We start from the raw sequence: 20,035 nt of genomic DNA on the forward strand, positions 1-20,035 counted from the left end.
CGCGTGTTTATTTGTTTACCCGGCGCAGTTCATCGATGATGAACAGGGCCGCGCCGATGCAGATGGCACTGTCGGCGATATTGAAAGCGGGGAAATGGCCCCAGCTTTTCCAGTGGAAGTCGAGGAAATCGACCACGTGGCCGTAGACCAGGCGGTCGATGGCGTTGCCCAGCGCGCCGCCGAGGATCAGCGCCAGGGCCCAGCAGAACATGCGCTGGCCGGCGTGCTTTTTCAGCAGGTAGACGATGTAGATGGCGGCCGCCAGGGCGATGCCGGTGAAGAAATAGCGCTGCCAGCCGCCCTGGTCGGACAGGAAGCTGAACGCGGCGCCCTTGTTATACGCGAGCACCAGGTTGAAATACGAGGTGATGACCATCTCTTGCGCATAGCGGAAGGTCTTCAGGATCGTGATCTTGGTGATCTGGTCAAACAGGATGACGATGGCGGCAATGCCCAGCCAGGGCACGAGCGATGCCGAGGATGACGATTTCGATGAAAAACGGTTTTTAGTGGCCATATTTTTCCAGGGAAGATAAAGCCGCCGCCTGGCAGCAGGCGGCGGTTGGACTCATAGCATACAACGACGGGCAAAATCGTAGCGAGCGGCAGCGAGGCTCGGCGCCCCCGTTGGCCCGAGACGCGCAGCTGTACTTTAGTACAGCGAGCATCGCAGGCCGCAAATCGCGACGCGCAGTAGATTTTGACGACGTTGTCTAGGCGAAGCGGCGAACTTCGCCCTTGCCAAACAGGTTGCTGACACAGCGGCCGCACAGGGTAGCATGCGCGGCGTCCGTACCCACGTCCGCACGGTAGTGCCAGCAGCGCTCGCACTTCGGCGCCGTCGACGCGGCCACGACCACTTCCTCGGCCGCTTCGTCGGCTACTTCGGCCACGGTGGCCTGCGAGGTGATGAAGACGAATTTCAAGTCGTCGCCCAGGGTGGTCAACAGCTTGTACTTCATCGGCGCGGCCTTGATCGTCAGTTCCGCCTGCAGCGAGGAGCCGATGGCGCCCGAGGTGCGCAAGTCTTCCAGCTGTTTCGTGACGTCAGTGCGCACGGCGCGCAGGGCCGTGTATTTCTCCAGCAGCTCGGCCGCGTCCGAGACTTCCGGCAGCTGCCACCAGGTTTGCGTGAAGATGGTTTCATCGCTGGCGGCATAGGCTTCGCTGCCGGCGAAGACGGCCCATGCTTCTTCGGCCGTGAACGACAGGGCCGGGGCCATCAGGCGCAGCAGGCTTTGCGTGATGTGCCACAGGGCCGTCTGCGCCGAACGGCGCGCGTGCGACGTCAAGCCCGAGGTGTACAGACGGTCCTTCAGGATGTCCAGGTAGAAGCCGCCCAGATCTTCCGAGCAGTAGGTCTGCAGCTTCGACACGACGGGGTGGAACTCGTAGCGCGCATAGTTATTTTCGATCTGCTGCTGCAGCGATGCCATATTGGCCAGCGCATAGCGGTCGATTTCGAACAGTTCCGCCACCGCCACGGCGTCCGTGGCCGGATTGAAGTCCGAAGTGTTCGCCAGCAGGAAGCGCAGGGTGTTGCGGATGCGGCGGTACGATTCCGTCACGCGCTTGAGGATCTCGTCGGAGATCGACAGTTCGCCCGTGTAGTCGGTCGAGGCGATCCACAGGCGCAGGATGTCCGCGCCCAGCGTGTCCGAGATCTTTTGCGGCGCCAGGGTGTTGCCCAGCGACTTGGACATCTTCTTGCCTTCGCCGTCGACCGTGAAGCCGTGCGTCAGCAGCGCCTTGTACGGCGGGCGGCCATTGAGCATCGACGACACCAGCAGCGACGAGTGGAACCAGCCGCGATGCTGGTCCGAGCCTTCCAGGTACAGGTCGGCCGGGAACTGCAGCTGCGTCGAGTGCGAACCGTGGGCCTGCGGGCCGCCCAGCACCGTCTGGTGCGTGGCGCCGGAATCGAACCACACGTCCAAGGTGTCCTTGTTCTTCGCGTAGATGGCCGCTTCGTCGCCGATCAGGTCTTGCAAGTCCAGCGCCTGCCATGCCTCGATGCCGTCTTTTTCGATCAGCTTGGCCACTTGCTCGAGCAGTTCCGGCGTGCGCGGATGCAGGTCGCCCGTTTCCTTGTGCACGATGAAGGCCATCGGCACGCCCCACTGGCGCTGGCGCGACAGGGTCCAGTCGGGACGGTTGGCGATCATGCCGTGCAGGCGCGCCTGGCCCCAGTCCGGGAAGAACTCGGTGTCGGCGATGCCTTGCAAGGCCGTCTCGCGCAGGGTCGCGCCGCCGTCCTTCGGCGTCACGTCCATGCCGGCGAACCACTGCGAGGTGGCGCGGTAGATGATCGGCGTCTTGTGGCGCCAGCAGTGCATATAGCTGTGGTCGAACATCTTGACTTCGAACAGCGCGCCCGCTTCTTTCAGGGCGTTGCAGATCGGTTTCGACGCTTCCCAGATGCTCATGCCGCCGAACAGGGGCAGGGTCGAGGCGAACTTGCCGTCGCCCATGACGGGCTTGATGAAGTCGTCGTCCTTCATGCCGTGCGCCTTGCACGAGATAAAGTCGTCCAGGCCGTAGGCTGGCGCCGAGTGCACCACGCCCGTGCCGCTTTCCGTGGTCACGTATTCGGCCAGGTACAAGGGCGACAAACGGTCGTAGAAGGCATCGCTTGCATGCAGCGGATGGCGGAAGCTGATGCCGCCCAGGGCCGCGCCGTCGCAGGTGGCGATCGTCGTGCCTTCGAGCTTGAAGCGCGCCAGGCTGGCCACGACCAGGTCTTGCGCCAGGATCAGCAGCAGCGGCTGGCCATCGCGCTCGGTTTTCACCAGCGCGTATTTGACTTCCGGGTGCACGTTCAGCGCCTGGTTCGACGGGATGGTCCACGGCGTGGTGGTCCAGATGACGATGAAGCCGTTATCGGTCGGCAGCGACGGCAAGCCAAAGGCGGCCGCCAGTTTTTCCGGCTCGGCGAACTTGAACCCCACGTCGATGGACGGATCGCGTTTTTCCGCGTATTCCACTTCCGCCTCGGCCAGCGCCGACTGGCAGTCGAAACACCAGTTGACGGGCTTCAGGCCGCGGTAGACATAGCCTTTTTCCAGCAGCTTGCCCAGCGCGCGCAGCTCGTCGGCTTCATTGCCGTGCGCCATGGTCAGGTAGGGGTTGTCCCACTCGCCCAGCACGCCCAGGCGGATAAAGTCCTTCTTCTGGCGCTCGACCTGCACGTTGGCGTAGGCGCGGGCCTTTTCCAGCACGTCGGCCGTCGGCAGGTTCTTGCCGTGCAGTTTTTCGATCTGGATCTCGATCGGCATGCCGTGGCAATCCCAGCCAGGTACATACGGCGCGTCGAAGCCGGCCAGCGAGCGCGACTTGACGACCATATCCTTGAGGATCTTGTTGACGGCGTGGCCCAGGTGGATGTCGCCATTCGCATACGGCGGGCCGTCATGCAGGATGAATTTCGGACGGCCGGCGGCGGCCTTGCGCACGCGCTCGTAAATTTTCTTGTCTTGCCATTGCTGCACCCATTGTGGCTCGCGCTTGGCCATGTCGCCGCGCATCGGGAACGGGGTTTCCGTCATGTTGACCGGGTATTTGCTTTCAGGCTTCTTGTTCTGCTTGGGCGTGGCTGGCTTGTTTTGATCGGACATAATCTTCTTTAATGATATTGAATGGTTTGCGGCGACAGGGGCCGCCAGGCGGCGGAGTTGGCCGGCGTCAAATTCGGTCGGTGGCGGTAATGGCGCCGCTGCGCTGCTCGAACCAGGCGCGCGCCTGGTTTGAGTCGCGCTCGATGGCGGCCGTCAGGGTGGGCAGGTCGTCGTACTTTTCCTCGTCGCGCAGCTTTTGCAGGAATTCCACGCGCACCAGCTTGCCGTAGCACGACTGGGCGAAATCGAACAGATGCACTTCCAGCAAGACGCGGCCGCTGTCGTCGACGGTGGGACGCACGCCGAGGCTGGCCACGGCGGGCAGCGGCCGCGGTCCCAGGCCGTGCACCTGCACGACGAAGACGCCGGACAGGGCGGGGCGGTGCGCCACGCGCAGGTTCAGGGTGGGGAAACCGAGGGTGCGGCCCAGCTTCTGGCCGTGGATGACGTGGCCGGAAATGGCGTACGGGTGACCCAGCAGCTGCGTGGCCAGCGGGAAATCGCCGGCGGCCAGGGCCAGGCGCACGGCCGACGAGGAGATGCGCGTGCTGCCATTCATCACCGTCGGTAAGGTTTCTACATGGAAACCGTACTGGCGGCCCGCTTCCTGCAGCATGGCGACGTCGCCGGCGCGCCGGGCGCCATAGCAGAAATCGTCGCCGACCATCAGCCATTTCACGTGCAAGCCGTCGACGAGGACTTTTTCCGTGAATTCCTGCGGCGTCAGGGCGGCGAACTGGGCGCTGAAGTGCTCGACGACCACCCGGTCGATGCCGGCGTCGTCCAGCGACTGCAGCTTGTCGCGCAGGTTGGCGATGCGCTGCGGCGCTTTCGACAGGTCGCCCGCACGCTGCGCGAAGAATTCGCGCGGGTGCGGTTCGAACGTCATCACGGCCGCTTCGATGCCGAGTTCGGTAGCTGCTTCGCGCACGCGCGCCAGCAAGGCCTGATGGCCGATGTGGACACCGTCAAAATTGCCGATGGTCAGCGCGCAAGGCGCGCGTGCCTGGGCATTGGGAAGTCCGCGGAATACCTTCATAGGAATCTGATGAAAAACTGTGCCAAAAGGGGGATTATACGGACTGTTTCAGGGATGCACACCCGACAGGGCGGCCGCAGGGGTAATTTCCCTGCTGAAATGATAAAAAGCGTTGCCGGCGGGTGTGCTGGCAACGCTTTTTGCTGCGGGCACTCGACTAGCTGCCCGACAGTATCTTGGAGATATAGTCTTACTTGTTCATTAATGCCCAGTAGCGTGCCAGGTCCGCAGCACCATCCGTGCCCTTGACGGCTTTGAGCGCGGTCGATGCGTTGGATTTCTTGCCGGCGTGGATGTAGGCGATGCCCAGATGCAGCTTGGCTTCTTCCGCATACTTGGCGGTGCCCATCTTCACGGCGTCATTCATCAGGCCCAGGCCTTTGTCGGCCTGACCATCGTAGACCAGGGCGAAGCCCAGCTTGCTCAAGCTGTCGGCGTCCTTGTTCTTGACGTATTCCGCTTCCGACTTGGCGGCGTTGGCTTTCAGGTCAGCCTGGGTCTTCAGGGCCAGGTCTTTCAGGCGCTGGTGACGGGCGGCATCGGCGCCGGTGCCCAGCACGCCTTTTTTGTAGCCCTGCTCGATGATGCTCAGCGCTTCGCCAGGATTGCCTGCTTGCAAGGCCAACTGGCTGATTTCCATGTATTCGGATGGCTTGGTGAACAGGCCATTAGCCAGGCGCAGGCGCTGGACGTCCAGGCCCAGGCGTTGCGAGAAGCCGGGTTTGCCGGAAACGCGGTTCAGCAGGTCGGCCCAGTAGCTGGTTTTCGGATAGCTCGATGCCAGTTTTTCCAGGGTGGCGACATAGCCAGCCTTGTCGTTCTGCTTCAGCTGGATATTGGCCAGCATTTGCAGGCTCGCTTCCGAGTTGCCGCCGCGCGCTTGCAGCTCTTTCGCCGCTTCGGCGTAGTTGCCGCTGACGTAGTAGGTCTGGATCAGCAGTTCGCGCATCTGTGGATCTTCGCGGTCTTTCAGCGAACGTTTGATCCAGGTGATGGTGTTTGGCCAATCCTTGGCGCGGTAGTACATGCCTGCCAGCGCTTGCGTGAATTTGGGGGCTTCGGCGGCGCTCAGGCGGCCGGAGTTGATGACGGCTTCGAAAGCCTTGATGGCGGTGCCGTTGTCGCCGGCGGCGGCAGCGGCCGAGGCGCGCACGCGCTCGATCTGGTAGCTTTCAAAGGCGGTCTTGCCGCCGACGCTGTCAGCTTCGCGCAGCTTGGCCAGCGCTTCCTTGTTTTTGCCGCTGCTAGCGAGTTTCTGTGCTTCTTGCAGTGGCTTGCCCACTTCGGCACGCACGGTGTCCGCGGCGTATGCCAGCGAGCCCAGGCCGATTACGGGAGTTGCTGCGGTAAAACCGATAGCGGCCATGACGAGGCCGAGATGAGCGAGACGAAACTTGGACATAAGAAAGTCTTTCAGTAAAAAGCGAATAGGCAGGAAGTCCTGCCTATTCGGATGTAAAGAGAACCTGATTGCTGCAGCTTACTGGAATTGCTCGTTGCCGACCAGACCGATTTTGGTCACGCCCAGACGCTGCGCCGACGCCATCACACCGGCGACGACTTTGTATTCCACCAGCTTGTTCGGACGCAGATGCACTTCCGGCTGGTCTGCTTGCGCAGCAACATTGCTCAGCTTGGCTTCCAGCGAAGCGCGGTCAGGAACGACCTGATTGTCCCACAAGATCGTACCGTCAAAATCGACATCGATCGTGACGACCACTGGTTCGGTTGTCGGTGGCGGCGGGGTGCCGACCGGCATGTTCAAGTTCACCGAGTGGTTTTGCTTAGGAATCGTGATGATCAACATGATAATCAGCACCAGCATCACGTCGATGAGGGGCGTCATGTTCAGTTCCATCATTGGTTCCGGATCCGCGCCTGGAGCGCTTCCCGAACCGACATTCATACTCATAGTGTTTCCTTTAAGAAGTCCAACGAAGCACCGGGCGAAACTGCCGCCCGGTCAGCTTCCGGCAGTGGCGTCCCCGTGTTGCCGGGACGCCGCCGCCAGTCGCTATCAGCCCTTGTCAGGTGGTTCGGTGATGAAGCCGACCTTCTGGATCCCGGCACGTTGGGTCGTGTAAATAACCCGGCCGATCGATTCGTAGCGTGTTTCTTGGTCGCCACGAACGTGTACTTCCGGCTGCGGTACTTTCACTGCTTCAACTTTCAGATAATCGAACAGTTCGCTCGTATCTTTCAGTTTCTTCTGGCCCAGATAAATCTCGCCATCCTTGTTGACGACGATGTTGACGTTTTCTGGCTTGCTTTGAAGGGCTTGGTTGGCCTCGATCGGCAGATCGATTTTCTGCAATTTGAGGACAACCGGACTTGTGATCAAGAAAATGATCAGCAAAACCAACATGATGTCGACGAGCGGCGTCGTGTTGATTTCTGACATTACTTGATCTTCATCTCCGCTGTCGGAGCCGACGGACATCGACATGATTCTTATCCGATCTTTTTAGCGCCGGCAGCACGGCCAGCTTCGCTGGTCGACATGGCGCCGGAGATCAGTACCGAGTGAACGTCGGCGCTGAACGAGCGTACGTCTTCCATTGCGGTTTTGTTACGACGCACCAGCCAGTTGTAACCCAGAACGGCAGGAACGGCGACCAGCAGACCGAAAGCGGTCATGATCAGTGCTTCACCAACTGGACCTGCAACTTTATCGATCGACGCGTTACCGGTCATGCCGATGTTGGTCAGCGCGCCATAAATACCCCACACGGTACCGAACAGACCGATAAACGGTGCGGTCGAACCAACGGTTGCCAGGAACGACAGGCCATCTTGCAGACGCGACTGGACTTTGTCCGAAGCGCGCTGGATCGACATCGTCACCCAGGTCGACAGATCGATTTGTTCCAGCAGGGCGCCGTCATGGTGAGCCGTTGCCTTGGTGCCCGATTCAGCGATGAAGCGGAATGGCGAGCCTTCGGTCAGGGTTGCCGAACCAGCAGCGATCGAAGGGGCTTTCCAGAATTTGGCAGCGGTTTCTTTAGCTTGCTTGAAGATCTTCATTTGATCCATCAGCTTGGTGATGATGATGTACCAGCTGCCGATCGACATGATGGCCAGGATGATCAGGGTGGCGCGTGGCACGAAGCCGCCGTCCCACACTGCTTGCAGGCCGAACGGGTTGTGGACTTCTTCGGTTTTGGCTGGAGCTGCAGCGTCAGCGGCTGGAGCTGCTGCGTCTGCTGCTGGAGCGGCTGCGTCAGCAGCTGGTGCTGGTGCTGCTGCAGCGTCTGCCGCTGGAGCCGAAGCGGCAGCCGATGCTGGCGCGTCAGCGAATGCCGGAGCTGCTACCAGAGCGGTAGTAGCGGTAACGGACAACAGAACCGCGGCAAAAAATGCGGACAAACGGGTATTCTTAAACATGCTTCCTCCAAAATTAAAAATAACAGATCGCTGAACGTAATGACAACGAAATCATAGTGTGAGACAGGGGATAACTGCCTCGGGTTTTAATCCAGCGACCAAACGTATTGCATTTGCTGCCAGCCTTGTTCCGGCTTGCCGTCAACTGTTGCCGGCTTAAATGTACAGCGGCTAATACCTTGCACTGCGGCTTTGTCCAGGTCTCTGAAGCCGCTGGACTTCACGATCTTCGAATCAGCGACCTTGCCGTCTACACCGATCAGGAACGACAGTGTCACCACACCGGTTTCCTCATTGCGCTGCGACGACTTTGGATAAGCCGGCTTTTCGCAGACACTGAAGTCAACCACGGCCGGCGTACGCACCGATTTGGCTGGTCCAGGAGTTGGCGCAGGCTGTGCAGGCGGTGCTGGCGGTGCCAATACATTCGTGGCTGGCTTCACAGCAGTCGTATTTGCAATCACGTTTTGCTGTGGTGGCGGCTGCTGCACGTTCACCTCGACTGGCGGAATGAATGGCGGCGGTGGCGCTTTCATTTCTGGCGGCGGTGGTGGCGGTGGAAGATCCTTCGGTGGAGGCGGTTTGACTTCCTCGATAATCTTGGTTTCAACCGGTTCCATCATTTTGGTGACCAACCGCTTGCCCAAGCCCGTCACGATCCCGTAAGCCGCGAGAACGTGCAGCAGGACAACGATAGTGATGCCTGTGTAGTTCTTGGGACTTTTCTCGTTCGAAAAATTCATGCCTGCTTTCTCCAAATACCATCTCTTGTCTTGCAACTGAACCCCAAAATGACGACACAAAGCTCCAGCCGTATCCGGGACGTCGCCGAATTATACATACGAATTCTTTATTTTACACAGATTTTTAACGCCTAAAACCGGTTAAATTTTTGGCGCTTTTGCGCCCTGAAAACGTACTTGCTTATGTCATCTTTGCACGCTTTCGGACATAAAAAAAGGCGGTCTTATCGGTTTTTTACAGCCGTTTTGGGCTACCACTGCTAAGTTCTCCGATGTGCCCATCTGGCGGAATTATATTTCGTGATATTCAATATGGAAACCGCTAAATTTGGAGGAAAATCTTTCCTTTTGGAAATGTTTTAGCTCGGAACCAGACCACTTAGCGGCGTGCGCGCACCAAACGGGTGCGGAAGGGACTTTATCCAGGTCAAAAAAGGCGGTCCTGGCGGCCCTTTTGACGCCGCCAGGCCATACGGAATTCCTATGTAGGCATAGGAAACGCTTATATTCTTGCCATTGATTATTATCAATAAATCATTTCATGGCCGGACGACAGGGTCGTCGCGCCGGTTGCGTTTTTCCCGCCGGCAATTCAGAGTGCCCAGGACGACGCCCTGCGGATCGACCGTATCGAGGTGGACATCGAAGCCCCACAGCCGCGCCACGTGCTTGAGCACCTCGGCCGCCTGCTGGTTCAGCGGGCGGCGCTGGAACTGCGTGTGGCGCAAGGTTAATGCGCGGTCGTCGCGCGTATTGACGGACCAGACCTGGATGTTCGGCTCGCGGTTGCCCAGGTTGTACTGTTCGGCCAGCTGCTGGCGCACGTAGCGGTAGCCGGCATCGTCGTGGATGGCGGAAATGGCCAGCTTTTCATTCTTGTCGTCGTCGAGCACGGCAAAGAAATGGAATTCGCGGATCAGCCGCGGCGATAGATACTGGGCGATGAAGCTTTCATCCTTGAAATTGCGCATGGCAAAGTCCAGGCTCTTGCGCCAGTCGCTGCCGGCCATGTCGGGAAACCAGGCGCGGTCTTCGTCCGTCGGGTGCTCGCAGATGCGGCGGATGTCGCTCATCATCGCAAAACCCAGCGCATACGGGTTGATGCCGCTGTAATACGGGCTGTCGATGGGCGGCTGGTAGACGACGTTGGTATGGCTTTTCAAAAATTCCATCATGAAGCCGTCGCCCACCACGCCTTCGTCATAGAGCTGGTTCAATATGGTGTAGTGCCAGAAGGTGGCCCAGCCTTCGTTCATCACCTGGGTTTGCCGCTGCGGATAGAAATACTGGGAAATCTTGCGCACGATGCGCACCATCTCGCGCTGCCACGGTTCCAGCAGCGGCGCGTACTTCTCGATAAAGTACAGCAGGTTTTCCTCGGGTTCGGGCGGAAAGCGGGGGGCGGCCTTGCGCTGGTCGTCCTCGTCTTCGTCCTCGTCGCGCCGGGGCAGGGTGCGCCACAGCTGGTTGATCTGCGACTGCACATAGGCTTCGCGCTCTTTCTGGCGCGCATATTCCTTCGCCATCGACAGTTTCGCCGGGCGCTTGTAGCGGTCCACGCCATAGTTCTGGATGGCGTGGCACGAGTCGAGCAGCAATTCCACGGCATCGACGCCATGGCGCTGCTCGCATTCGGCGATGTAGTTCTTGGCAAACACCATATAGTCGATGATGGCATCCGCATCCGTCCAGGCACGGAACAGGTAATTGCCCTTGAAGAAGGAATTGTGGCCGTAGGCCGCATGCGCGATCACCAGCGACTGCATGGTCAGGCTGTTTTCCTCCATTAAATAGGCGATGCACGGGTTTGAGTTGATGACGATCTCGTAGGCCAGGCCCATCTGGCCCCGCTTGTAGCTTTTCTCGGTCGACAGAAAATGCTTGCCGAACGACCAATGATTATAGGAGACGGGCATGCCCACCGAGGTGTAGGCATCCATCATCTGTTCGGCCGTGATGATTTCCAGCTGGTTCGGATAGGTGTCGAGGCCAAACTGTTTCGCCACACGGCGGATTTCCTCGTGGATTTGCTCGATCAGCTCGAACGTCCATTCCGACTGCTCGGGCAGGGCGTTCGGGTGGCGCAGGCGCACGAACGGTTCGCCCGGAGTATTGCTGGCGCGATCAAAGGCTGCACTCATCATTTCACCTGTTTCTTGAACAGTTCGCGGAAGACCGGGTAGATATCGGCCGGCGTGACGATCTTTTGCATGGCGAAATGGGCGTGATGGTCGAGCACGCCCGCATATTGCTCCCACAGGTTTTGCTGCGGGCCGTCGGTGATCTCGACATAGGTGTAGTACTGCACCTTGGGCATGATGGTATTGATCAGCAACTGGCGGCACAGCATGGAATCGTTGTCCCAGTTGTCGCCGTCGGAGGCCTGCGCGACATAGCTGTTCCATTGCCCGGCGCCATAGCGTTCGTCGATGATGGTATTGAGCAAGTGCAGCGCGGACGACACGACGGTGCCGCCGGACTCGCGCGAATTGAAGAATTCATGCTCGTCGACCTCCGCCGCCGCCGTATGGTGGCGGATGAAGACCACCTCGATCTTGTCGTAGACGCGCTTGAGGAACAGATATAACAGGATGAAGAAGCGCTTGGCCGTGTCCTTGCGCGACTCGTCCATGGAGCCGGAGACGTCCATGATGCAGAACATCACGGCTTGCGTCATGGGCTTGGGCACCTTGATGCGGTTGCTATAGCGCAAGTCGAACGGGTCGATGAAGGGAATCGCCAGCAGGCGCGTGTGCAGGTGGTGGATCAGGCGGCGCAGTTCCGTGACGAGCGGGTCGCTGTCGGGCGCGCCTTCGTGCAGCAGGGTCGCCAGGTCTTCCTCTGCCTGCGCCAGCTGCTTGCGGGCGCCGCCGCCGACGGCGATGCGCCGGCCCAACGCGCCGCGCAGGGAACGCAGCACATGGATGTTCGACGGCGTGCCCGACATATTGTAGCCGGCGCGCTGGTTCTTGAATTCCGTGGTGGCCGTCAGCTGGGTTTTCACCATGTGCGGCAATTCCAGGTCCTCGAAGAAGTAATTCATGAATTCTTCGCGCGACAATTCGAAGATGAAATCGTCTTCCGTCGTCTCGTCGCTATTGCCCGCCTTGCCCCGCCCGCCGCCGGCGCCGCCTTTCGGCCGGGCGATCTGGTCGCCCTTCAGGTATTCCTTGTTGCCGGGATTGACCACTTCCCATACGCCGCCATGCGCGTGGCCAAACGACGGTTCGCCCACGTCCTTGACGGGGATGCTGACCTTCTCGCCGTTTTCAACGTCCGTGATCGAGCGCCCCTTGATGGCGCGCCCCACGGCATCCTTGATCTGGCCCTTGTAACGCCGCAGGAAACGCTCGCGGTTGACGGCGGATTTATTCTTGCTTTGCAAGCGCCTGTCGATAAGGTATGTCAAAGGGTGCCTCCTTGCTTCTCGTCTTGCGCGCCCCGCCGGTCGTCAGGCCGGAGCGCGCCTCCGCTGTCCGCGCTAGGATGACTTGCGTACTCGCAAGTACCATTCGCATAACAGGCGTACCTGCTTGGCCGTATAGCCTTTTTCCACCATGCGGGCCACGAAGTCGGCGTGCTTGTTGGCATCGTCGGCACTGGCCTTGGCATTGAAGGAAATCACGGGCAGCAATTCCTCCGTATTCGAGAACATTTTCTTTTCGATCACGGTGCGGAACTTTTCATAGCTGGTCCAGGCGGGATTCTTGCCGCCGTTCGATGCCCGCGCACGCAGCCCGAAGTTGACGATTTCGTTGCGGAAATCCTTCGGATTGGAAATGCCCGCCGGCTTCTCGATCTTTTCCAGCTCATTGTTCAGCGATTCGCGATCGAAACTTTCGCCCGTATCCGGATCGCGGTATTCCTGGTCCTGTATCCAGAAATCGGCGAACGTCACATAGCGGTCGAAGATGTTTTGCCCGTATTCCGAATAGCTTTCCAGGTAGGCCGTCTGGATCTCCTTGCCGATGAATTCCACGTAGCGCTGCGCCAGGTGCTCTTTAATATAGGAGAAGTAGCGCTGTTCCAGTTCCGGCGCGAACTGCTCGCGCTCGACCTGCTGTTCCAGTACATATAATAAGTGCACGGGATTGGCGGCCACTTCGGAATTGTCAAAGTTGAACACTTTCGACAGGATCTTGAAGGCAAAGCGCGTCGACAGGCCGTTCATGCCCTCGTCCACGCCCGCGTAATCGACGTATTCGTGCATGGACTTGGCTTTCGGGTCCGTATCCTTGAGGTTTTCGCCATCGTAGACGAGCATCTTCGAAAAGATGCTGGAGTTTTCCGGGTCTTTCAGGCGCGACAGGATGGCGAACTGCGCCATCATGCGCAGGGTGCCGGGCGCGCACGGGGCTTTCACCAGCGAGGAATTGGCCACCAGCTTGTCGTAGATCTTGATTTCATCGGACACGCGCAAGCAGTACGGCACCTTGACTATATAGATACGGTCAAGAAACGCCTCGTTGTTGCGGTTGTTTTTGAATGTCTTCCATTCCGACTCGTTCGAGTGGGCCAGGATGATGCCGTCGAACGGTATCGCACCGAAGCCTTCCGTGCCCTTGTAGTTGCCTTCCTGCGTGGCCGTCAGCAGCGGATGCAGCACCTTGATCGGCGCCTTGAACATTTCCACGAATTCCATCAAGCCCTGGTTGGCCAGGCACAGGCCGCCCGAATAGCTGTAGGCATCGGGGTCGTCCTGCGCATAGTCTTCCAGCTTGCGGATGTCGACCTTGCCCACCAGGGACGAGATATCCTGATTGTTTTCGTCGCCCGGCTCCGTTTTCGAGATGGCGATCTGTTTCAGCACGGACGGGTAGCGCTTGACGACGCGGAACTGGTTGATATCGCCATTGTATTCATGCAGGCGTTTCACGGCCCACGGGCTGGGGATGTTGCGCAGGTAGCGGCGCGGGATGCCGTAATCCTCTTCCAGGATGGTGCCGTCCTCTTCCTCGTTGAACAGGCCCAGCGGCGACTCGTTGACGGGCGAGCCTTTCAGGCAATAGAAGGGCACGTGTTCCATCAGCGACTTGAGTTTTTCCGCGATGGACGACTTGCCGCCGCCGACAGGTCCCAGCAAGTACAGGATCTGTTTGCGTTCTTCCAGGCCTTGCGCCGCGTGGCGGAAATACGAGACGACTTGCTCGATGACTTCCTCGGTGCCGTAGAACTCGCGGAAGGCGGGATAAATCTTGATCACCTTGTTGGCGAAGATGCGCGACAGGCGCGTGTCGTTGCGCGTGTCGACCAGTTGCGGCTCGCCGATGGCGGCCAGCATGCGTTCGGGCGCGCTGGCATACGTCAGCTTGTCCTTCTTGCACAGGGCCAGGTACTCGGTGAGCGACATTTCCTCTTCGCGGGTGCGCTCGTAGCGTGCTGCATAGTTATCAAAAATGGTCATGTCAATGTCCTTTAATGTCAACCTGAACTGCCGTCACCATGGCCGCCCGCCTGGCACTCGCCTGGGCTTGCCGTCTGAACTTTTCCTGTACCTCGTACCGATTTTTATTGTTGTTTCAAGCCCGGCTGTCTTTGCGAGTCCGGATTGCCCGGACCAAAAAACTGGCGCTTGATGCCGTGCGCTGACGTGGCCAGCCGGCTTATTTTTTCACTGTTGATAGCGCTTGTTGCACCTACCTTTACCCCATGAAATTAATTATTGCTCTAAAGGATCAGGAAGTCAAAAGATATGTCAACATATCCTTAATACTTGTTTGTAAATTGTTGATTTAATTGGATAAATCATCAAATTTTCCATCCATTTCAATGAACTTTTGTAGACCTTTTAAGCCATCATACGACAATTCGCCAGCGCGTGCCGATGCCGGCCATGGCGCCGCCGCTGGCGCCATGGCGGCCGGGCGCCGGTGCGGCTGGCCATCTTGCGCTAAGATGCCTGCATGTCTGATGGCCCTGCGCGCCGCGCGTGCGCGTGCGCGCGCCAGCATCATTTTTATCGTCACCCTATAAGGAACACCCATGATGAACCCCCAATTGCGCGCGATCGTCCGCGGCATGCCAAAAGCCGAACTGCATATCCATATCGAAGGCTCGCTGGAGCCAGAACTGATTTTCGCACTGGCCGAGCGCAATGGCGTGCCGCTGGGCTATGAATCGGTGGAACACTTGCGCAGCGCCTATGCTTTTACGGATTTACAGTCTTTTCTCGACATTTATTACGCTGGCGCAAGCGTGCTCTTGAAAGAGCAGGATTTCTATGACATGACGCAAGCCTACCTGCGCCGTGCCGAAGCCGATAACGTCTTGCACACGGAAATCTTCTTCGACCCGCAGACGCACACGGCGCGCGGCGTGGCCATGGCCGACGTGATCAACGGCATCCACCGCGCCTGCCAGGACAGCCCCGTCAGCGCGGCCCTGATCCTGTGCTTCCTGCGCCACCTGAGCGAGGAGGAGGCGTTCGAGACCCTGGAAGACGCGCTGCCGCACCGCGACAAGTTCATCGGCATCGGCCTCGACTCGTCGGAAGTGGGCAACCCGCCCGAGAAGTTCTCGCGCGTGTTTGCCCGCTGCCGCGAACTGGGCCTGCACCTGGTGGCCCACGCGGGCGAGGAAGGCCCGCCAGCCTATATCCGCACGGCGCTCGACGACTTGAAAGTCGAACGCATCGATCATGGCGTGCGCTGCCTGGAAGACGCGGAACTGACGGCCCGCCTGGCGCGCGAACAGGTCGCGCTCACCGTCTGCCCCCTGTCGAACACCAAGCTGCGCGTGTTCGACCAGATGCATGACCATAATCTGGTGCAACTGCTCGACGCCGGCCTGCTGGTGACGGTGAACTCGGACGATCCCGCCTACTTCGGCGGCTACATGAACGACAATTTCGACGCCATCTTCGATGCGCTGCCGCTGGGCCTGTCCCACGCGCAACGCCTGGCGCGCAATGGTTTCATCGCCGCCTTTTTGCCGCAGGCGCAGAAAGACGTTTTCCTCGCCACCGTCGATGCGTATTTCGCGCAGCACGCGGCGGCCCACGGCGCCACGCAGTAAACCAGCATAAAGACCCGCCGCCCATGCTCCGTCTTTCCCTGAAAATGACCGGCCGCGACTGGCGCGCCGGGCAACTGCGTTTCCTGCTCGTCGCGCTGATCGTCGCCGTGGCGGCCCTGTCGGCCGTCGGCTTCTTCGTCGACCGCCTGCGCGCTGGCCTGAACCGCGACGCGCACCAGCTGCTGGGGGCCGATCTGGTCATCAACGCCGACCAGCCCGTCAATGCGGCCTGGCGCGCCGAAGCGCAGAAGCGCGGTTTTATCCTGGCCGACACGGTGACGTTTCCCAGCATGGCGCAGGCGGGCGAGGGCGAGCAATCGCTGTCGCAGCTGGCGTCCATCAAGGCCGTCTCGCCCGGCTACCCGCAGCGGGGCAAGCTGAAAATCACGACCAAACCGAGCGAAGCGCAGGATGCCGTGGGGCGGCCTACGGATCAGGTGCCGGCGCCCGGCACCCTGTGGGTCGATGCGGCGATTTTGTCCAGCCTGAATGCGAAGCTGGGCGACACTGTGACCTTGGGCGACAAGGCCTTTACCGTCACGCAACTGATCGCCAGCGAACCGGACCGCGGTGCTTCCTTTTTGAACTTCGCCCCGAGAGTGATGCTGCCCTTGAGTGATCTTGCCGCCACGGCGCTGGTGCAGAACGGCTCGCGCGTGTCGTACCGGCTGCTGCTGTCGGCGCCACCCGCCAAGGCGGCGGAACTTGCGCAATATCAAGCCTGGCTGGAAAGCCAGATCAAGGCGCAGTCAATAAAAGGCGTGCGCATCGAATCGCTGGAATCGGGCAGTCCGCAGATGCAATCGACCCTGGACCGCGCCGACCGTTTTCTGTCGCTCGTCGGCCTGCTGTCGGCCATGCTGGCGGCCGTCGCCGTGGCCATGGCGGCGCGCCGCTTCATGCTGCGCCACCTCGATGCCTGCGCCATGCTGCGCTGCCTGGGCCTGACGCAAAACCAGGTGACGGCCATGTACGTGATCGAATTCCTGCTCGTCGGCCTGGTGGGCAGCGTGATCGGCGTGCTGGTGGGTTTCGGCGGCCACCTGGTGCTGCTGGAGTTGCTGGGCAAGCTGGTGCAGAGCGATTTGCCGCCCGTGTCCCTGCTGCCCGCGCTGCAGGGCGTGGCCACCGGCATGTTGCTGTTGCTGGGTTTCGCGCTGCCGCCGATTTTGCAGTTGCGCAATGTCCCCCATAMCCGCGTGATCCGCCGCGAACAGGAACCGCCGCGGGCGCTGGCCATGGCCACCTACGGCCTGGGCATCGCCGCCTTCGTCGTGCTGCTCTTGTGGCAGGCGGGCGACGTGAAACTGGCCTTGCTGACGGCGGCCGGCTTCCTGGGCGGCTTCGCCCTGTTCGCTCTGGCCGGCTGGCTGGGCATCAAGTCGCTGAAAAGCCTGCGCGGCGCCTTCAGGCACCAGGGCTGGCGCTTTGCCGTCACCTCCCTGCAGCGCCGCCCGGGCGCCACCGTGATCCAGGTGGTGTCGCTGGCGCTGGGCCTGATGGCTTTGCTGCTGCTGACCGTGGTGCGGGGCGACCTGATGGTGGCCTGGCGCAATGCCACGCCGCCCGATGCGCCGAACCGCTTCATGATCAATATCCTTCCCGAGCAGAAAGACCCGATCGCCGCGCGCCTGGCGCAAGCGGGCGTGGCCAACGCACCGCTGTATCCGATGATACGGGGGCGCCTGGTGGCCGTGAACGGCAATGCCATCACGGAGAGCACCTACGAGGATGACCGCGCCAAGGGCCTGGCCGACCGCGAATTCAACCTGTCGACGATGGCAACCATGCAGGAAGAAAACAAGCTGGTGGCCGGCAAGTGGTTCAGCGACAAGCCCGGCGCGCCGGCGGAGGCGTCGGTGGAAGAGGGCATCGCCAAGACCCTGAAGCTGAAGCTGGGCGACAAGCTGCGCTTCGACATCGCCGGCCAGAGCGTGGAAGCGGCCATCACGAGTTTGCGCAAGCTGGAATGGGGCTCGATGCGCGTCAATTTCTTTGTCATCATCAATCCGGCCGCCATGGCGGACACGCCGCAGACGTGGATCACGGCGTTTCACTTGCCGCCGGCGCAGGCGGACCTGGGCAACGCCCTGCTGCGCGACTATCCGAACCTGACGGTGGTCGACGTGGGCGGCGTATTGAAACAGATACAGGGCGTGCTGGACCAGGTGGTGACGGCCGTCGAATTCCTCTTTGCCTTTACCCTGGCCTCGGGCTTGCTGGTGCTGTATGCGGCCTTGATGGGCTCGCAAGACGAGCGCACGCGCGAAGCTGGCTTGCTGCGCGCCCTGGGCGCCACGCGGCGCCAGCTGGCGCAGGCGCAGCTGATCGAGTTTTCCCTCGTCGGCGCGCTGGCCGGCTTGCTGGCGGCATCGGGCGCGGCGGCCATGGGCTGGGCCCTGGCCACGTATCAGTTCAGGTTCGCCTGGAGCTTCGCACCGGGCGTGTGGGCCTTCGGCCTGCTGGCCGGCGCCCTGTGCGCGATCGCCGGCGGCTGGCTGGGGCTGCGCAACGTGCTCAAGCATCCGCCCTTGCAGACCCTGCGCGAAGGCTAGTACAGGCTGTTGTCGGCATGCGCGGCAAGTCGTCCGGGGACGGCTTTTGCCGAAGGCGATGACGGGGCGGGCGCCGCAGGGTCAGTTGCGAGCGCCCAATTCCTTCCCGTCAGCGGCATGGAGCCCCATGGTTGCCCCTTTACGATAACAGGAGAGCGAGATGCCGGTCTGCCGTTTGAAGTAGCGGCACAGGTAGGAGGCATCGTCAAAACACAGCTGGTCGGCGATCCGGCCTATCGGCATGTCGCTATAGGCAAGCAAGGCCTTGATTTCCAGGATGACCTGGCGATCAATCAAGCCTTTGGGGCTGTCATTGAAAAATAGTTTCGTCAGTTCGGAAAGATAGAACGGCGTGATGCTGAGGGCGGTCGCATAGAACGTCACGCTGCGGTGGTGAACACAATGTTTGCCGACGAGTTCCCAGAAACGCCAGCTGATCGTCTCCTTGCGATTCCATACCCTGCCAGTTGCCTGTTCCGTAGGGATCTGGCCGGCGATTTTCAGAAACAAGGTTTGCAACTGATTGCGGAGCATGAGGTGCTTGTAGCGTTGACAATTGCGCGCAAGGTCCCGCACTTGCGTCAGCCAGGCCGCCACCAGCGGCTGGTCCTGTTTGCCCGGGACGCAATGCGGGTGTGCATGCAAATACATGAACAAAGCGTTGGGCAAGGGATACGCCACCTCCGCGGCAACGTTTTTGGGCAGCAAGCAGAAAAACATCGTGAAGCTGCGCGAGCGGCGCCTGAGCAGCGCGATCGTGTCCTCTGCAAGCACCAGTACATCCCCAGGCTTGATGGCACACTCCTTGAAATTGAGCGAGAAGCGCGCGACGCCAGTCTGGCAGACGAGCAGCGTCAGATAGGCGTGGCCGAAGGAGAGCGGCGCGCCGATGCCGTCGGCAAAGCTGCTGGCGCCGACGAGGGGCAAATCGTCGTGCCCGATTAATTGCGGAATATGATGATGCACGTCGGCCTTCAAGGAATGCAAGGGGCTACATCATAGAGCAAGGCCGCATGGGAGTTGCGAAAAACACCGAAAGCGCCGAGGTATTGCCATCAACAGGCACCCTGTCCCTCTATAAGATATTCACTTCGACAACACCTCGGGAACAAAACAATGCGACTCGAAACACCGCGCCTGCTACTGCGTCCTTGGCGGGAGACTGACGCCGCCCATCTGTATGATATTGCAAGGGATCCCCGCGTTGGCCCCATTGCGGGCTGGCCTGCGCACACCAGCGTAGAACAAAGTGCCGAAATCATCCGAACGGTTTTCAGGCACCCCGAAGTCTATGCACTTGAACTGAAGGAAAGCGGCCGTGCGATCGGCTGTGTCGGTATTCTCATCGGCAAGGATAGCAATTTCGATATTGGCGACGACGAGGGCGAGATTGCCTACTGGATTGGCGTGCCGTACTGGGGCCAAGGCCTGACTCCGGAAGCCGTGCGCGAAGTGATGCGGCACGCCTTTGCCACCCTGAAGCTCAAGGCACTCTGGTGCGGCTACTTCGCCGACAATAGCCAATCCCATGCGGCGCAGTCCAAGTGCGGCTTCCGCCATCATCATACGGAAGAGAACAAGTACAACAAGTTTCTGCAGGACTATCGCACAGAGCATATCAGCCGTATTACCTGGCAGCAGTGGCTCGAATCGGCAGGGAACAGCACGCCACCGTTGGCCCCGTGA

Annotated in this window: 16 protein-coding genes; 3 read left to right on the top strand and 13 right to left on the bottom strand. The window is 60.2% G+C overall.

Going from position 1 to position 20,035, the window contains the following annotated elements:
* Positions 1-7 precede the first annotated feature (7 nt).
* From lspA to CBW66_RS17770, 12 genes are all read right to left on the bottom strand, one after another.
* Positions 8-517: a signal peptidase II gene (lspA, locus tag CBW66_RS17715; protein WP_046685968.1), complete on the bottom strand. Its 510-nt coding sequence runs from the start codon at positions 515-517 to the stop codon at positions 8-10.
* A gap of 196 nt (positions 518-713) precedes the next feature.
* Positions 714-3,614, bottom strand: coding sequence for an isoleucine--tRNA ligase (gene ileS / locus CBW66_RS17720; protein WP_086140594.1), 2,901 nt, complete (start codon positions 3,612-3,614; stop codon positions 714-716).
* A gap of 67 nt (positions 3,615-3,681) precedes the next feature.
* Positions 3,682-4,653, bottom strand: coding sequence for a bifunctional riboflavin kinase/FAD synthetase (locus tag CBW66_RS17725; RefSeq protein WP_086140595.1), 972 nt, complete (start codon positions 4,651-4,653; stop codon positions 3,682-3,684).
* Between the two features lie 190 nt (positions 4,654-4,843).
* Positions 4,844-6,055, bottom strand: coding sequence for a hypothetical protein (locus tag CBW66_RS17730; RefSeq protein ID WP_086140596.1), 1,212 nt, complete (start codon positions 6,053-6,055; stop codon positions 4,844-4,846).
* Between the two features lie 78 nt (positions 6,056-6,133).
* On the bottom strand, positions 6,134-6,565 hold the full coding sequence (locus CBW66_RS17735) for a biopolymer transporter ExbD (RefSeq protein WP_176741207.1): 432 nt from the start codon (positions 6,563-6,565) through the stop codon (positions 6,134-6,136).
* Between the two features lie 105 nt (positions 6,566-6,670).
* Complete coding sequence (locus CBW66_RS17740) at positions 6,671-7,099, bottom strand: biopolymer transporter ExbD (protein ID WP_034754165.1); 429 nt, start codon at positions 7,097-7,099, stop codon at positions 6,671-6,673.
* Positions 7,100-7,104: 5 nt separating this feature from the next.
* Complete coding sequence (locus CBW66_RS17745; protein ID WP_166448878.1) at positions 7,105-8,037, bottom strand: MotA/TolQ/ExbB proton channel family protein; 933 nt, start codon at positions 8,035-8,037, stop codon at positions 7,105-7,107.
* A gap of 86 nt (positions 8,038-8,123) precedes the next feature.
* A complete protein-coding gene (locus CBW66_RS17750; RefSeq protein ID WP_034754161.1) occupies positions 8,124-8,780 on the bottom strand; it encodes an energy transducer TonB in 657 nt (218 codons plus the stop codon).
* A gap of 539 nt (positions 8,781-9,319) precedes the next feature.
* Positions 9,320-10,921: a SpoVR family protein gene (locus tag CBW66_RS17755; RefSeq protein WP_046686270.1), complete on the bottom strand. Its 1,602-nt coding sequence runs from the start codon at positions 10,919-10,921 to the stop codon at positions 9,320-9,322.
* Positions 10,921-12,189 (bottom strand): YeaH/YhbH family protein, encoded by a 1,269-nt coding sequence (locus CBW66_RS17760; RefSeq protein ID WP_086140597.1) that lies wholly within the window; start codon positions 12,187-12,189, stop codon positions 10,921-10,923. Before CBW66_RS17760 ends, CBW66_RS17755 begins: the two co-directional genes overlap by 1 nt.
* A gap of 72 nt (positions 12,190-12,261) precedes the next feature.
* Positions 12,262-14,184: a PrkA family serine protein kinase gene (locus CBW66_RS17765; protein WP_034754154.1), complete on the bottom strand. Its 1,923-nt coding sequence runs from the start codon at positions 14,182-14,184 to the stop codon at positions 12,262-12,264.
* 328 nt (positions 14,185-14,512) lie between these two features.
* A complete protein-coding gene (locus CBW66_RS17770) occupies positions 14,513-14,764 on the bottom strand; it encodes a hypothetical protein (RefSeq protein WP_139841791.1) in 252 nt (83 codons plus the stop codon).
* Between CBW66_RS17770 and CBW66_RS17775 the strand changes: the two genes are divergently transcribed.
* Together CBW66_RS17775 and CBW66_RS17780 are read left to right on the top strand one after the other, a co-directional pair.
* A complete protein-coding gene (locus CBW66_RS17775; RefSeq protein WP_086140599.1) occupies positions 14,763-15,794 on the top strand; it encodes an adenosine deaminase in 1,032 nt (343 codons plus the stop codon). The genes CBW66_RS17770 and CBW66_RS17775 overlap by 2 nt on opposite strands.
* A gap of 23 nt (positions 15,795-15,817) precedes the next feature.
* Entirely contained in the window at positions 15,818-18,349 is a 2,532-nt protein-coding gene (locus CBW66_RS17780) for an ABC transporter permease (RefSeq protein ID WP_086153649.1), read from the top strand.
* 81 nt (positions 18,350-18,430) lie between these two features.
* Here the strand turns inward: CBW66_RS17780 and CBW66_RS17785 are convergent, their stop codons facing one another.
* Positions 18,431-19,336, bottom strand: a complete 906-nt coding sequence (locus CBW66_RS17785) for a helix-turn-helix domain-containing protein (protein ID WP_230492058.1) — start codon at positions 19,334-19,336, stop codon at positions 18,431-18,433.
* Positions 19,337-19,465: 129 nt separating this feature from the next.
* On the opposite strand from CBW66_RS17785, the gene CBW66_RS17790 reads away from it, so the two are divergent.
* Positions 19,466-20,035, top strand: a complete 570-nt coding sequence (locus CBW66_RS17790) for a GNAT family N-acetyltransferase (protein WP_086140601.1) — start codon at positions 19,466-19,468, stop codon at positions 20,033-20,035.

This window comes from Janthinobacterium sp. GW456P (genome assembly GCF_002127655.1).
GTDB lineage: Bacteria > Pseudomonadota > Gammaproteobacteria > Burkholderiales > Burkholderiaceae_D > Janthinobacterium.